The following is a 15,138-nucleotide window of genomic DNA, read 5'->3' on the forward strand; positions in this document are numbered from 1 at the left end:
AGGATGCCGCCGAGGCGATCGTGTCGGCGTATGTCGGGTCTTCGAACTTGAGCGGTGTGTCGTCCTGAGCGGCTGACTGGCTGTCACGTTGGGTGAGGGGCAGGGGTGGTCCCGGCAGCAGGACGCCCGTGGTCGTGAGTGATCATTTCTGTTCTCGACGCAGAACGAGCATCAGGAACCACGGGCTTGGACAACGATACGACGTTGCTGCTCGACCTTGACGGCCTGGCCGTCGTGCGGGTGGAGCGGCTGGAGGACGGCACCCGGCGGGTGTACCTGGCCACCGCCGATGAGCAGGCGCGGGCCCGCCCTGCGTGCGGGGTGTTCGCCACGCGGGTGAAGGGCTGGGTGGTCACCCGGCCACGTGACCTGCCCTGCGGGGAGCGGGGGCTGGAGCTGGTATGGCGTAAACGCCGCTGGTACTGCACCCGACCGGGTTGTGCCCGCCGGTCGTTCACCGAGCAGGTTCGCCAGGTCCCGGCCGGTGCGAGGATCACCACCCGGCTGCGGCAGGCGGCCGGGAGGCGGGTGCGGGATGCCGGATCCACGGTCGTGCAGGCCGGCCGGGACCTGGGCCTGTCGTGGCCGACGGTGATGGACGCCTTCCGGCAGGTCGGGCAGGAGGTGATGACGGCCCCTCCCGAGCCGGTGACGGTGCTGGGGATCGACGAGACCCGCCGAGGTCGCATGCAGTGGCGCCAGGATCCGGGCACCGGCCGGTGGGAGCCGACGGCGGACCGCTGGCACACCGGCTTCGTGGACGCAACCGGGATCCAGGGCCTGCTGGGCCAGGCCGAAGGCCGCGCCCCCAGCGACGTGCAGGCCTGGCCGGCAACCACCCCCAAGCCCTGGCATGAGCAGATCGCTTACATCGCCATCGACATGTCCCCCGGCTACCGGGCCGCCGTGCGTACCGGACTGCCCCACGCCACCGTGGTAGTCGACCACTTCCACGTCGTCCAGCCGGCGAACAAGATGCTCAACCTGGTGCGCCGCCGCGCCACCGCCACCCTGCGCGGCCGACGCGGACGGGCCGGCGACCCGGAATGGAAGGCCCGGCGCCGCCTGCTGCGCAACTGCGAAGACCTCACCGACACCCAGTTCAGCACGATGTGGAACCAGCTCATCGGCACCGGCGACATCGGCATGACGCTGCTGACCGCGTGGATCGCCAAGGAGAAGCTGCGTGACCTGCTCGCACGCGCCCGCTCCGCCGACACGGCACCGAGCCGGCCACCTGCGCTGGATGTTCCTCACCTGGTGCGCCGACTGCGACTGGCCCGAGATCCAAGCGTTCGTTGCCACCGGCCACGGCAACGCCAAGAGCGAAGGCATCAACCGCATGATCAAGCTCGCCGCGCGAGCCGCCCACGGCTTCCGCAACTCCACCAACCAACGCCTACGCACACGCTGCGTCACCATCCGCCGGGCCCGAGGCCACCTCCACCCCGCCTGAATTCGAAGACTCCGCAAACCTTGCCGCCGGAATTCGTCGTTCGAGGCCCGGCGGCAAGGTATGCGTTGGGGAATCGCTCCGGCGTTCGTCTCTGTGCGCGGACGGAGTGCACCGTCGTGTCGCGCGTATTGCGGCTAGATGCTTGATCCGCCGCCGGAGGTGTTGTTCCACCAGGCGCTGTAGGCGTTCAGCGAGTACCGCTTCTGCACGCCGCTGGTCGAGGTGATCTCGATGCCGAACTGCATCGTGTCAAAATTGGTGTTGCGCAGGAGGTTCTGCGACGCGGCCCATCGCCAGACCGCCGAGGCGTCGATGGAGCCGGTGTCGCTCTGCTGGGCGGGGATGAGCTGCAGGACGTTCCAACCGGGATCGGCCTGCCAGACCGACGCGTACTGGACGCCGCCGATGGTCACGTTGGACGCGATCTGCCTTCCCCAGCCGCCTGCCGTCCCGGACCAGCTGGTGAAGACCATGATCTCGTCCTGGTTGCCGGTCGACCAGAAGTCGCTCGTCCAGTTCCAGTGGTCACTGCCGGCGACGGGAGCCGACGACGTGTTGTACCAGAAGCCCGCCGAGTTCAACTGCGACAGCGGCGTCTGGGGCCGGACCGAGGTGTTCGGGTAGGACTTGATCCCGCCGCCGGAGTGGTTGGCATCGACGTACCAGGACTTGATGCTGTTGACGGTCTGGCACTGCGTGCCGGAGTTTTCGCCCCAGACGTTGTTGTAGATCGTCCAGGTGCCCTGGGTGTACTGACCCCACCGGTCACAGGTGGAGGACACCTGGGCCTGCGCCGGAGACGCGAAGCTCAGGAACCCGGCGATCACGGCGACGATCAGGGCCAGCCGACCGAACCCGGCCGACTTGCTTCTGATGGATTTAAGGGCTTGCCATCTCATGTGTCCCTCCAAGGACGGCGATGGGTTGTTCCGGACTCCCCGGTCTGGTGTCGGACTCTGGCGCCGCGAGGTGTCGCTCGCCGGCGAGTCCGGGCTCGGGGCGGCGCGACCCAGCCCCGTCCGAGGTGCTTGCGCAGTTGGCCGACTGATCGGCTTGATGGCCGGCCCTGGGCGAAGTGGTTCCTTCCACTGCTCGCAGTTGGAGTCCCTGCCGAAAGCGAGGCGGCCGAGATGGTCGATCAGCTGACGTGTTGACACCTTCGCTCCGTTCGCATGCGGTGCTGCTCGCGATGGTGGGTGGCTCGTGTCGTCGAGGTGGCGCGCTCAAGAACTGCGGGAACGGTGCTCGGTCCCCTTACTTTCAAGCACCGGGCTTGCCAGACGCAGGTGCGAAGTGTCGAAGCGCTTGCGTCTGCGTGGACAGTAATGACGGGGCCTCTGAACAGCAAGGCTCTGCACAGGAAGACACATTTCCTTCACCTGCGGACATCGCTGTCGAAGCGCTTCGAAACATCGGCCGCGCCCGCCACCTAGCCTTCACGGAACCGCTACTGGCCCTGGTGGATGTGGCGGAAGGTGCCGGGGCAGGTGCCGATGTGACGGGTCAAGAACGTCCCGAAGTTGGTGGGGGCGGGAAAACTCAGACGGCTGGCGACGGTCGCCACCGGCTCATCCGTGTGCGCCGGCAACCGCTGCACCTCCAACGCGGCACGGGCATCGATCACATGCTTCACCGGCTGTCCGGTGGCAACCATGCACGCACGGGTCAGGGTCTTGACCGTGTAACCCAGACGGTGCGCGTGCCACCGGTCGTCCCCGGCCGCACATTGCGGGTGCCGAAAAATCATCCATGCAGGTGGGGGCTTGATCAGTAATCTTCGGCTCTGCATGAGCTGGCCCAGGCGTCTTCTCCTGTCCAACGCACCGGCGGCATCATGATGTGCCGTGCTGCTGCGTCTGGCCTACCTCGCCGCGACCAATGCCCTGACGGTCCTACGCCTCCTGCCGATGAGCGACAACGAGAAGGACATCGAGATCCTCGTCCGCCGGCACCAACTGCTGGTCCTGCAGCGCCAGGTCGGCAAGCCGAGCTTCACCGACAGCGACCGTGCCATCCTCGCGGGCCTGCTCCACCACCTCCCCAAAGACAGACTGCGACACCTTCTGCTCCTGGTCCGCCCCGACACAGTGTTGCGCTGGCATCGTGAACTGCTCAGGCGGCGCCATGCCGCGACCTGCGTACCCAGGGGACGCGGACGCCCACGCACCATGCGATCGATCCGCGCCCTGATCCTGCGCCTGGCCAAGGAGAATGCCTCGTGGGGATATCGCCGGGTCCACGGCGAACTCGCAGCCCTGGGAATCAGGGTCGCCGCCTCCACCGTCTGGGAGATCCTCCGCGAGCACGGCATCCCACCCGCCCCCGAACGGCAGAGCACCACCTGGGCCGACTTCCTCCGCAGCCAGGCCGAGGCCCTTCTCTCCTGCGATCTGTTCGAAGTCCGCACGCTGACGGGGGCGCGCCTGTACGTCTTCGCCGTCATCGAGCACATCACCCGTCGCATCAGGATTCTGGGTGCCAGCGCGCATCCGACCGGGGACTGGATCGTGCAGCTCGGACGCAACCTCCTCATGGACCTCGAAGACGCGGGCAGCAGGGCACGGTTCCTGATCCGCGACCGCGACTCGAAGTTCACAACCGCCTCCGACGCCCTGATGACCGATGCCGGTCCCAAGGCCGTCACCACCGGCATTCGGATACCACGGATGAACTCGCTCATGGAGCGCTGGATACAGACCTGCCGCACCGAACTCCTGGACCGGACCCTGATCTGGAACCAGAGCCACCTCCTCCACGCCCTGCGCGAGTACGAATCCTTCTACAACGAGCACCGCCCGCACAGAGCCCTGGAACAAGCCGCGCCCCGCCGCCCGCTACCCACACCCATCACCCAACAAGCCCAACTCGCCCACCTGGAAGTCCACAGACGAGACCGACTCGGCGGAACCCTCCACGCATACCACCACGCCGCCTGAGCTGCGCGCATGATTTATCGGCACCCGCAGTTTCCCGAAATATGTCCGCAGTCGCTCGAGCCGACGCCCTCGCGCGGCTGCTGTCAGCGCGTCATGATGATCGATCGTGCTTGCTGCGACTGGCTTATCTCGGTGTGACGAACGCGTTCGCGATGCTGCGCCTGCTGCCGATGACCGACCGGAACAAGGACGCGGAGACCCTCGCCCTGCGCCACCAGATCACCGTGCTGGAACGCCAACTCGGCAAGGAAAAGATCCGCTTCTCGCCCAGCGATCGGGCGTTCCTGGCGGCGCTGCTTCACCGGCTGCCACTGCACGTCCTGCGACAGTTACGGCTGCGCACCAGACGACGGTGCCAGGCCAGCAGCGTCCCCGGGGTAACCAGGCGATGCCGGCGCAAGACGGATGGCAGGTGCCGGGCAAGAGCGGAGAGCACGGCACGATCAGCCCATGAAAGCCGCGGCCGCTCGACCTGCCGACGCGGCACAGCGACCTCATGACGAAGCACGAGGATCTCGGCGTTGTTCGCGGCGGCCGACCGGCCCAACAAAAGAAGACAGCCCAGTAGCCGGCAGAAGATCAAATAGAGCAGTCGCAGACCCACAATCAGTGATCATGCCCACACGTGGACGATCACAAAGCCCCAGGTCAACGACCATACGGCAATAAAGACACCCTTCAGGGAGCACCGTCGAGGTCCCTGAGACCGCACCACCACCGAGGGCCACCCCACCGTCCCCGATGGCGCCAACACCTGGACCCTGACCGCCGCCCCCGCTGACGGGCAGGGCGACCCCGTGACGGTCTCGGAGCGCTCGTGATCACTTCGTGAGGGCCTTCGGTCGGCGCCGTGCGGGCATGCGCCCCGCACGACGCAGCCGGTGGCTCGGCTGCACAGGCCAAGCCTGTGACAGTATCGGTGGTGGCGTAAGGCTGTGTGCTGGGGTCGAGAGCAGGGAAATGAGTGACATGAACCGGCCGCCGGGAATGATGGACGTGGCGCGGGAGGCCGGCGTCTCGCACATCACCGTCTCCCGTGTCGTCAACGGTCATCCGTCGGTGCGACCGGAGACCCGTACCCGAGTCGAGGCCGCGATCCGGAAGCTGGGCTATCGCCGTAACAGCGTGGCCAGGGCCCTCAAGAGCCGCCGTTCGTCGACGATAGGTGTGGTGATCGTCGGGTCGGAGCTGTTTGAACTGCCCCGCGTACTTCTGGGAGTGGAGACGGCTGCCAGACAGGCCGGTTACTGGGTCAGCCTGGCGAGCTGGCAGGGCGAGAGCACCACCGGTGACCTGGTGGAGACACTGCAGCGGCTCACCGATCAGTCGGTGGAGGCGATCGCGGTCGTCGCCGACCGCCCCGTCGCGGTGGAAGCGCTGGCCGACCTCGTTTTTGGGGTGCCTGTGGCGGTGGTGATGTCCGGAAGCGTGCCCAACCCCGATCTGAGCTTCGTGGAGATCGATCAGGGGCTCGGCGCACGTCTGGCGGTTCGGCACCTTCTCGACCTCGGGCACCGGCGCATAGCCCATCTGACCGGTTCCCTGCGCACCTTCGACGCGCGGGCGCGCGTCGAAGGCTGGCAGGCCGAACTCGCTGCCGCGGGAGGGGAGGGAACCCTGCTGGAAGGGGACTTCAGCGCGGAGAGCGGGTTTCGCCTCGGCCACCAACTCTGCACGGACGACGCCGGTCTGCCGACCGCGGTCTTCGCGGGGAACGACCAGATGGCCATGGGAGTGCTGGCAGCGTTCACGGAACGGGGCGTGAAGGTGCCGCACGACGTGTCACTTGTCGGGTTCGACGATATGAAGGGCGCCGGATTCCTGGTGCCTGCCCTAACCACGGTTCGACAGGATTTCGTCCGCCTCGGCAGAAACGCCATCGAGCTGCTGATGCGGATGCTGCGCGGGGAGCAGGCAGCGCGCGAGAAGATCGCGCCGGAGCTCGTCGTGCGGCACAGCACCGCTGCTCCGCGCGCCGGTTCCGCGTCCTGAATACCGGCGGCGTGTCCGAAGGGGACGCCGGCGATGCTGGTGCGGGACCGGTTGGATGTGCTGTTCGCGGACGGGGAGTTCGCGGACCTGTATCCCTGCGATGGCCGTCCGGGGTTCTCGCCGCGGCAGTTGGCCCTGGTGTCGGTGCTGCAGTTCGCGGAGAACCTGTCGGACCGTGCGGACGCCGTGCGCACAAGGATCGACTTCACGTACGCGCTGGGGCTGGAGCTGGAGGATCCGGGATTCGACTACTCAGTGCTCAGCGAGTTCCGGGCCGGCCGGCGGAAGGGGATGCCGCTGACCGGCTGCTGCAGGTGATGCTGAAGCGGCTGGTGGAGGCCGGGCTGCTGAAATCCGGGGCCGGCAGCGTACCGATGCCACCCATGTGCTTGCGGCGGTCCGCACGCTGAGCCGACTGGAACTGGCCGGGGAGATACTGCGGGCCCGTTGGAGGAGCTGGCCGGGGTCGACGGGGACTGGCTGCTGCCGTTGATCGAGCCGGAGTGGGGCAAGCGCTACGGACGCAAGGTGGATATCGGCAAGGTCCTCGGCGGGAGGGCCGAAGGTCGCCGCGATGGCAGAGACCTTCGGCCGGGACGGCCAGAAGATCCTGACCGCCGCGTGGGCACCTGATGCTCCACCCGGCTGCGAGTGTTACCGCAGGTGGAGATCCTGCGTCGGGTGTGGGTTCATCACTACCACTGGGACGCCCGAGGGCGGTTGCGCTGGCGTGACGGTCAGCGCTGCCCCCTGCTCGCCTGCGGTTCGACTCCCCGTACGACACCGATGCCCACTACTGCGTCAGCGGGACACCGCCTGGAGCGGCTACCGGGTCCACCTGACCGAAACCTGCGACACCGACCGGCCCGAGGTGGTCATCCACGTGGCCACCACGATCGCCCCGGTCCAGGACGGCGAACTCACAGAGCAGATCCACGACGATCTTGCCGACGCAGGGCCTGGCCCCGTCCGAACATGCCGTCGATGCCACTTACATCGCCCCGGCCCGGATCGAACGTGCCCGCCGGGTCCACGGCATCACCCTGCTGGGCCCGGTGGTGCCCGACCACAGCCGCCAGGCCAAAAGCGGTGGCGGCTTCGACAAGTCCGCCTTCGCCGTGGACTGGGACAACGAGCAGGTCACCTGCGCTCGCGGGCAGGTCAGCCGGAACTGGGGGCCACTGCGCATCAACGGCCATGACTACATCCAGGTCCGTTTCGACAAGGCCACATGCCTGGCCTGCTCCGACCGTCCCCAGTGCACCACCTCCGCCACCCGTCCCCCGCGCTCTCGCGCTCCTGCCTACACGTGAACTCCACGAAATCCAGACCCGCAACCGGGTGGAACAGCAGACCGAGGCATGGCAGCGGTGCTGTGCGATCCGGTCTGGGATCGAGGCCGCCATTTCCCAGAATATCCGCACCTGCGGGATGCGCCAGATCCCGCTACCGCGGTCTCGCCAGAACGCACGTACAGCACGTCCTGACCGCGCTGGCTTGCAACCTCACCCGCATCGCCGACTGGGTAGCCGAGCCCACGACCACCCGCCGCCCGGTCAACACGCTTCCACGCCCTGTGTACGGCCACCGCATGACCCCAGAAGATCACCAACAGAGTCCTGGTATTGCGTCTAGTGCTCTGACCGGGAGGTTCGCAGGGGTGAGCCGTGCGGGATGATCGCGTCATGAATGAGATCGTCTTGATGGCTGACCCGAAAGTCGCCGCCATACCCGTTGCGGAATGCGGTGAACGCCTCGTGGACGTCCGCCGTGGCGGCTCGTTGCTGGTCGATGTACGCAAGCAAGATCCAGCGGATGCCTTCGCGTACCTGCGGGAAGGCATGCTGGAGCGGCTGCTCAAGGCTCAGGCGATGCTTCCGCAGGGCATGCGGTTGCTTTTCGTCGAGGGGTACCGGCCGCCCTCACTGCAGCGGGAGTACTTCGAGGAGTATGCCAGCCAACTGCGCGCCGACCACCCGGGATGGCCTGCCGAGCAGATCCACGCGGCGGCGAGCCGATATGTGTCCCCGCCCGATATTGCCCCGCACAGTGCTGGCGCGGCCGTCGACCTCACCCTGGCCGACACCGCCGGGCGCGAGCTGGACCTGGGCACGCGAATGAATGCGGATCCGGAGGAAAGCGCGGGCGCTTGCTACACCCACGCCCTCAACATCAGCGAGGAAGCCCGCGCCAACCGGAAGGTGCTGGGTGCCGTGCTCACTGCTGCGGGCCTGGTGAACTACCCCACGGAATGGTGGCACTGGTCCTTTGGCGACCGCTACTGGGCTCTGACCACCGGAGAGACAACGGCCCTCTACGGTCCGAGGGAACTCACGCCACGGAGCTGACCTGCCCGGCCTTGCCGGAGTGACCGATCAGACGTCGCCGGCTGGTAGCGGGGCGTCCCCAGCGGATGCCCTTCTCCCTGCGGATGCGGGCGCGTTCACGCCGCTGGGCGGTCGGGACGTCGGGATGTCGGGCGTTGGCGTTGCGCCAGCGAAGGTAGCGGTGCAACGCCCTCGTCTGAACAGTGTGGTTGGGATGGTTCGAGTTGGCGAGGGTGAACTGGCGCAGCGGCCCGAAATGCGCCTCGATCGGGTTGGCCCAGGAGGCATTCGTCGGCGTGAAGCACAGCTTGGTCGCCGGCAGCCGGTTGGGACGGCCCTGCTCGGCCCAGCAGGACCCGGCGGTCGGGCGGATGCCCAGGGGCCCGAACTCGTCGAAGGCGAAAGTCCGGTCCGGGCGCTCGTTCAGCGCATGCTCGATCCGGTCCAGCTTGGCGTCGAAGTCCGGGTCGTTGGACTCCTTCCACGTCTTGGTGCGCTGGAAGGTGATGCCGCGGCGCACGAGCAGGCAGCGCAGGGCCTCGCGCCCGATCCGTATCGGACGGGCGATGTTGCGCCGCAGATGGTCGGCGAGCTTGCGGATCGACCAGCGGGTGAAGGGCTTGCCGAGCTTGGTGGGGGCGGGTGGTGGCCGTCTGGATGACGAAGTCCTCGTCGTCATCCGTGAGCAGGCGGGGGCGGCCTCCCGCCCACCGAGGGTCCAAGCAGGCCAGTCCGACCTCGTTGAATTTGTGGATCACGTCACGGACGGTGTCCTCGGCCGCCTGGACGAGCCGGGCGATCACCGGGACGCTGTTCCCGCCCGCCGAGGCCAGCAGCATCGTCGCCCGGCGGAACCTCACCGTGCTGGTGCTGCCCCTCCGCACGATCCGCTGCAGCTTCTGCCCCTCCGCCCCGGTCAACCTGCGGACCATGACCGGTTGCGCCATCCCGCCTCCCCGTGCCGATCGGACGTGTCGTCACATCCAACCGGCCCGAGCACCACGGTGATCGTTTGCGGTCACAGCACTAGCGGGTGGTCAGCTGTAGCTGCCCGCCCGTGCCGTCGCTCCCGGCCCTGTCCGGGGAGGCCGGAGCGGGCTCGTAGTCGAACCAGTGTATGTGCGCCTCCCCCTCGCCGGCTTCGGCGTGGCCGGTGCCGTACAGGCCGATGTAGACGCCGACGAACCCGCCGGCTCGTTCCGTGCTGAAGAAGGGCCGGTCGATGCTGCCCAGCGTGGTCCACGTGCTGTCTTTGGCGTGGAATGTGTAACCCGACTCGTCGCTGTCGACCGCGAGGATGACCTCGCTGTCCGTCATGGCGACCGCCGCGAGGCGGGTCTCAGCGCCTGCCTCGCGAGTGGTGAGTACGACATGAGGGGTGCCGGTGGCGTCGACGGTGAGAGCCAGGGTGGCGTGGTGGTTGTGGTTCTGGAAGACCGTCAGCCCTGCTTCCTGGGCCGGTGTGTCGGCGGTGAAGCGGATGCGGGTGCTGACGCGTACGCGCAGATGCTGCTGGCGGCGTGCGATGAAGGCGGGGGTACCCGTGGATGTGAGGGGCTCGGGGGACAGGCGGATGGTCAGGCCGCCCCCAGGGCGGGGTGAAATGAGGTCGTCGACCGGTCCGCGGAGGCTGTTCCATTCCAGGCCGAGTGCGGTGCCGTTGAAGTTGTCCCGCACTCGGCTGTCCTGGTGTGGGCCCGTGGCCGTCGCCGTGGTTCCCGCAGGCAGCCGTTCCGCCAGCCTCACCCGTCCGGTGTCCGGTGCGAAGACGGGACCTCTCGGAGTCCATTCGACCGGGACGAGGAACACCTCGCGGCCAAGGGTGTGCGTGCCGCCGATCGACTGCACCCCCAGGGCCACGGCCCAGGTTTCTCCGGCAGGTGTGTCGACGAGGTCGACGTGGCCGACGTTGTGTATCGGTTCCGCCGCCCCGCGGTGGCGGTGGGTGAGCAATGGGCTCCTGGGGTCCGTGGAATAGGGGCCGGTCACGGCGTCGGAACGGGCCGCGGTCACGGCGTGATGTCTTTCGGTGCCTCCCTCCGCGGCGACCAGGTAGTACACACCCTCGCGCTTGTACAGATGTGGCGCTTCGACCCAGGCGCCGCGCATCGCGCCGTGCCACAGGACGTGGGTCGGGCCGGTCAAGGCCAGCGTTTCGAGGTCGAGTTCGCGCATCCACAGCTCACCGGGGCCACCCGCGTCCGGCTGGACGGCGTCGCGGCAGGCGGTGAACCAGCAGCGACCGTCGTCGTCGAAAAACAGTGAGGGGTCGATGCCCTCCGCCTCCAGCACGATCGGGTCCGACCAGGGGCCGGCGGGGTCGGAGGCGGTGGAGAGGAACGTGACGCTGCCCCGGCGGTGTTTCGCCACGGTGGAGACCACGTAGAAGGTGCCCTCGTGATAACGGATGGTGGGGGCCCAGATGCCGTCCGAGACGTCCAGCCCAGTCAGTGACACCTGGGCAGACCGATGCACCACGTGCCCCAGTGGCCTCCAGCGAACCAGGTCGCGGCTGTGGAAGACCGGGATCCCGGGATAGTACGCGAACGATGAAGTGACCAGGTAGAAGTCCTCTCCGACCCGGCAGATCGACGGGTCCGGATGATTGCCGGCAAGAACGGGGTTGGCGAAGGTCAGCATGGGGCGCACTCCAGGCAGGTGTGGGGCGGGAGCCCGAGGCAGGTGTGGGGCCGTAGCGGCATTCGTCACGGCAGAGGCCTTGACAACTTGTTCACGTTAACATCAAGATCCCGACAAAGAACACCGGCAGACGCCGGAACGCACCACACGTCGAAGGAGACGTGAAATGACCGCATCACCGCTGCCCTCCAGCCGGTCAGGCCGCCCGTGGCGGCGTCCAGTCCCCGCGAGCCTGGCCACCGCCACACTGGCAGGCGTTCTCGCGGCCACCTCGCTGACCGGCTGTTCCTCCAGCGACGACTCAGCCTCCGACGGCGGGCCGGTCACGCTTCAGTTCTGGACCTATAGCGTCAAGGGCGGGGACCCGGCGGCCAAGGCCATCGTGGACAAGTACCACCAGGAGCACCCCAACGTCACGATCAAGTTGTCGGAGGTCGGGGGCACCGCGGAGACCGCCTCCAAGCTGCTCGCCGCCGATCGCGCCGACGACACCCCCGACGTGGTGCAACTCGAGTACCGGGCGCTGCCGTCCCTGGTGGTGGCCGGGGCGGTGAAGGACATCACCAAGGACGTTGCGAGCGTCAAGAACAAGATAGATCCGAACATCTGGGACGTGACGACCCTCAACAACCAGATCTACGGCGTTCCGCAGGACATCGGGCCCATGATGTTCACCTACCGCAAGGACCTCTTCGCCAAGTACGGCGTCAAGGTCCCCACCACCTGGGCCGAGTACGCCAGCGCGGCCAAACAGATCCACAAGAAGGACCCGGACGCCTACATCGCCAGCTTCTCCGCCACCCAGTTCGAGTTCTTCGCAGCTCACGCCGCCCAGGCCGGCGCCCAATGGTGGAGCAACGACGGCAAGAGGTGGACCGTTGGCATCGACAGTGAGGCGTCGCTGAAGACGGCCGACTTCTGGCAGGACCTGGTCGACCGGGGCCTGGTCAAGGTCGAGCCGCTCCTGACACCGGAGTGGAACGCACAGGTCAACGACGGGAAGATCCTCAGCTGGGCCGCCGGCTCCTGGGCTCCCAGTGTCCTCTACTCCGTCGCCCCGGACACGGCGGGCAAGTGGGCTTCGGCGCCGCTGCCGCAGTGGAAGGCCGGGGACGCTGCCGTGCCCTTCCAGGGCGGCTCCACCTACCTGGTGCCGGCGAAGTCCAAGCACGCCAAGGAGGCGGCGGCCTTCGCGGCCTGGCTGGGCGCCTCCGACGAGGGCTCCAAACTGCTGCTCGGCCTCGACATCTACCCCAGCGGCAACGCCGGCCGTGCCGCGACCCTCACCCATGAGCCGCCCAAGCTCATGCCGCAGCAGAAGGACTTCTACAAGGTCGCCGAGCGGGTCATCAAGAACACCACCATCCGGGTCGTCTGGGGCCCCAACGTCAACGTCGCCCAGAGCGCGTTCACTGATGCGCTGAACAAAGCCGCGCTCAACAAGACCTCGTTCCGCGAGGTGTACCGAGCGACCCAGAAAACGGTCGTCAACGACCTGAAGAAATCGGGCTACACCGTCACTCAGTAACGCGGCCCGGGCCGGACGCTTCCATTACGCGGCCTTCCGAGAACACCAGGACCCACTATGCCACGCACCGCCGCCTCACCCCCGCGGCCCGCCACCGCCCCACCGCCGAGCCGCCGCAGGCGAATCCGGACCCAGGCCACGCCGTGGCTGTTCGCCGCCCCGGCCCTCCTCCTCTTCGTCATGTTCTTGATCATCCCGATCGGGTACTCGCTCTACCTCAGCTTCCGCGGGTTCCGGATCCAAGGCGGCGGTGCGTTCGGCCGACGGGTCGAGACCTTCGTCGGGCTCGACAACTACCAGGCTGTTTTCACCGATCACGAATTCCTCGCCGGGCTCGGCCGGACCCTCCTGTACGGCGTCATCGCCGTCCCCAGTGTTCTCGGTCTGGCGCTGCTGTTTGCGCTGCTCCTGGACACTCCCCGCATCCGTGCCCGTGGCTTCGCCCGAACCGCCATCTTCCTGCCCTACGCCGTGCCCGGCGTCATCGCCAGCCTCCTGTGGGGCTTCCTGTATCTGCCCAGCACCAGCCCGGTGAACTACCTCGCCGACAAACTCCACGCGGGCCCACTGGATTTCTTCGGCTATCCGACGCTGTACTTCTCCCTCGCCAACATCGCGCTGTGGTCCGGCGTCGGCTTCAACATGGTGATCATCTACACCGCGCTGCGGTCCATCCCGCCCTCGGTCTACGAGGCGGCCCGCATCGACGGCGCGAGCGAACTGCAGATCGCTCTCCGCATCAAGGTCCCCCTGGTCGCGCCCGCCCTCGTGCTGACCGGCCTGTTCTCCGTCATCGGAACCTTGCAGTTGTACAGCGAACCGGCCACGCTACGGCCGCTCACCACGACCATCTCCTTCACCTGGGTACCTCTGATGAAGATCTACCAAGAGGCCTTCATGAACGACAATCTCGGTGGTGCGGCCGCCGCCTCCGCCGTACTGGCCTTGGGCATCCTCGCCCTCTCGCTGCTCCTGCTGCGTGTTCTCCAGCGCCGCACCTTCGGAGACAACGCATGAGCGCGCCCGCCCGGGAACGCGCCCTTCGCCCGGCCACCCGCCCGCTGCCCCGGCGCAACCCCCCGGTCAGACGGCCCTGGCTGCCGACGATCGCCCTCCTCCTCGGCGCGCTGTACTGCCTCACCCCCGTCGTGTGGGTCGTCATCGCCGCCTCCAAGAGCCCCCGCGAACTGTTCACCAGCTTTTCCTTCGCGCCCGGTACGGGACTGCTCCGGAACCTCAGCAACCTGAGCACCTACGCCGGGGGACAGTTCTGGCAGTGGGCGAGCAACTCCCTCTTGTACGCGGGCGTTGGCGCGCTGGCATCCACCCTGGTCTCCGCCATGGCCGGATATGCCCTGGCGAAATTCCGCTTCCGCGGCCGGGAAATCCTCTTCTCCGCCATCCTCGCCGGCGTGCTCGTCCCCGGCATCGTGCTCGCCATCCCGCAGTACCTGCTCATGGCGCGCCTCGGACTCGCCGGAACGTACTGGTCCGTGCTGCTGCCCGTCATCATCAACCCGTTCGGCATCTTCCTGTGCCGGGTCTACGCCGCCTCCGCGGTACCGGACAGCACCTTGGAAGCCGCTCGTCTGGACGGGGCCGGCGAGGTGCGGGCCTTTGCCTCCATCGCCCTGCCCATGATGACCCACGGTCTCGTGACGGTGTTCCTGCTGCAGTTCGTCGGCATCTGGAACAACTTCCTGCTGCCGTTCGTCATGCTCTCCGACCAGGACAAATACCCCATTACGCTGGGCCTGTACACGTTTCTTTCCAAGGGAGCAGGAGACACCGACCTCTACCCCCTGGTCATCATGGGCTCGGCCGTCTCGGTCCTTCCACTGATCGCCCTGGTCCTGAGCTTGCAGCGCTTCTGGCGAGCGGATCTCCTGGCCGGAGGTCTGAAGGGGTGACCCGGTCCACGCCGCGCCGGGAGGGCTCCTGGGTGAGCAGGTCCAGCAGGGCCGCGGCGTCGTGCTCGGGAGTCGCGGGTTCGGCACAGTAGGCGACCAGCCGGTGGGCCGGGGTGCCCTCAAGGACGAAGGGCGGATAGCCGAGGGCGAGGAGCTCGGGGTGAACCGCAGCCGATTCCTTGCCGAGTTGGCGCTCCAGCACCATGATCTGGTGCCGCAAGGCGAGTATCTCGACAGTCTTGTCCCGATCGCCCATCGATAGCAGGCGCAGCATGGCAAACGCATTCGCCACGCCCAAGCAGGCCAGTCGCAGCAACACGGTCGATCATCTTGCCGCGGTAAGCGCCGG

At 67.4% G+C, this 15,138-nt stretch carries 14 protein-coding genes and 1 pseudogene; 10 read left to right on the forward strand and 5 right to left on the reverse strand.

Translation table 11 applies throughout. From position 1 onward, the window contains the following. Positions 1-186 precede the first annotated feature (186 nt). Positions 187-1,602: an ISL3 family transposase gene (locus ACZ4WQ_RS12945; RefSeq protein WP_468022194.1), complete on the forward strand. Its 1,416-nt coding sequence runs from the start codon at positions 187-189 to the stop codon at positions 1,600-1,602. Here ACZ4WQ_RS12945 and ACZ4WQ_RS12950 read toward each other — a convergent pair. Further along, the gene (locus tag ACZ4WQ_RS12950) at positions 1,591-2,355 is read right to left on the reverse strand and encodes a glycoside hydrolase family 12 protein (RefSeq protein ID WP_311730115.1); all 765 of its coding nucleotides are present in this window, start codon (positions 2,353-2,355) and stop codon (positions 1,591-1,593) included. The two genes, ACZ4WQ_RS12945 and ACZ4WQ_RS12950, sit on opposite strands and share 12 nt — an antisense overlap. Before the next feature lie 548 nt (positions 2,356-2,903). Further along, positions 2,904-3,158 (reverse strand): annotated as a pseudogene (locus ACZ4WQ_RS12955) (helix-turn-helix domain-containing protein); the annotation flags it as partial. 142 nt (positions 3,159-3,300) lie between these two features. Here ACZ4WQ_RS12955 and ACZ4WQ_RS12960 point away from each other — a divergent pair. Continuing rightward, complete coding sequence (locus ACZ4WQ_RS12960) at positions 3,301-4,392, forward strand: integrase core domain-containing protein (RefSeq protein WP_398372306.1); 1,092 nt, start codon at positions 3,301-3,303, stop codon at positions 4,390-4,392. Positions 4,393-4,475: 83 nt separating this feature from the next. On the opposite strand, the gene ACZ4WQ_RS12965 is transcribed toward ACZ4WQ_RS12960, so the two are convergent. Beyond that, positions 4,476-4,709: a hypothetical protein gene (locus ACZ4WQ_RS12965; RefSeq protein ID WP_468022195.1), complete on the reverse strand. Its 234-nt coding sequence runs from the start codon at positions 4,707-4,709 to the stop codon at positions 4,476-4,478. A gap of 643 nt (positions 4,710-5,352) precedes the next feature. On the opposite strand from ACZ4WQ_RS12965, the gene ACZ4WQ_RS12970 reads away from it, so the two are divergent. The 5 genes from ACZ4WQ_RS12970 to ACZ4WQ_RS12990 all read left to right on the forward strand — a co-directional run bounded on the left by ACZ4WQ_RS12970 (position 5,353) and on the right by ACZ4WQ_RS12990 (position 8,732). Then, positions 5,353-6,384 (forward strand): LacI family DNA-binding transcriptional regulator, encoded by a 1,032-nt coding sequence (locus ACZ4WQ_RS12970; protein ID WP_361188764.1) that lies wholly within the window; start codon positions 5,353-5,355, stop codon positions 6,382-6,384. After that, entirely contained in the window at positions 6,385-6,702 is a 318-nt protein-coding gene (locus tag ACZ4WQ_RS12975) for a transposase (RefSeq protein WP_468022233.1), read from the forward strand. A gap of 129 nt (positions 6,703-6,831) precedes the next feature. Next, complete coding sequence (locus tag ACZ4WQ_RS12980; RefSeq protein ID WP_311730111.1) at positions 6,832-7,017, forward strand: hypothetical protein; 186 nt, start codon at positions 6,832-6,834, stop codon at positions 7,015-7,017. Between the two features lie 311 nt (positions 7,018-7,328). Beyond that, positions 7,329-7,697: a hypothetical protein gene (locus ACZ4WQ_RS12985; protein ID WP_398372299.1), complete on the forward strand. Its 369-nt coding sequence runs from the start codon at positions 7,329-7,331 to the stop codon at positions 7,695-7,697. 372 nt (positions 7,698-8,069) lie between these two features. Next, positions 8,070-8,732, forward strand: a complete 663-nt coding sequence (locus ACZ4WQ_RS12990; RefSeq protein WP_398372298.1) for a M15 family metallopeptidase — start codon at positions 8,070-8,072, stop codon at positions 8,730-8,732. 95 nt (positions 8,733-8,827) lie between these two features. Here ACZ4WQ_RS12990 and ACZ4WQ_RS12995 read toward each other — a convergent pair whose 3' ends face one another. Together ACZ4WQ_RS12995 and ACZ4WQ_RS13000 are read right to left on the reverse strand one after the other, a co-directional pair. Next, a complete protein-coding gene (locus ACZ4WQ_RS12995; protein ID WP_468022196.1) occupies positions 8,828-9,658 on the reverse strand; it encodes a helix-turn-helix domain-containing protein in 831 nt (276 codons plus the stop codon). A gap of 79 nt (positions 9,659-9,737) precedes the next feature. Beyond that, positions 9,738-11,351, reverse strand: a complete 1,614-nt coding sequence (locus ACZ4WQ_RS13000) for a glycoside hydrolase family 43 protein (protein ID WP_398372294.1) — start codon at positions 11,349-11,351, stop codon at positions 9,738-9,740. Positions 11,352-11,517: 166 nt separating this feature from the next. On the opposite strand from ACZ4WQ_RS13000, the gene ACZ4WQ_RS13005 reads away from it, so the two are divergent. From ACZ4WQ_RS13005 to ACZ4WQ_RS13015, 3 genes are read left to right on the forward strand one after another with little or no spacing between them, the layout of a single operon-like run. Then, positions 11,518-12,879, forward strand: a complete 1,362-nt coding sequence (locus ACZ4WQ_RS13005; RefSeq protein ID WP_398372292.1) for an ABC transporter substrate-binding protein — start codon at positions 11,518-11,520, stop codon at positions 12,877-12,879. 57 nt (positions 12,880-12,936) lie between these two features. Continuing rightward, complete coding sequence (locus tag ACZ4WQ_RS13010; RefSeq protein ID WP_385339917.1) at positions 12,937-13,896, forward strand: carbohydrate ABC transporter permease; 960 nt, start codon at positions 12,937-12,939, stop codon at positions 13,894-13,896. Beyond that, complete coding sequence (locus tag ACZ4WQ_RS13015) at positions 13,893-14,789, forward strand: carbohydrate ABC transporter permease (RefSeq protein WP_311730105.1); 897 nt, start codon at positions 13,893-13,895, stop codon at positions 14,787-14,789. Before ACZ4WQ_RS13010 ends, ACZ4WQ_RS13015 begins: the two co-directional genes overlap by 4 nt. Positions 14,790-15,138 lie beyond the last annotated feature (349 nt).

Source organism: Streptomyces sp. NPDC028305 (assembly GCF_055569495.1).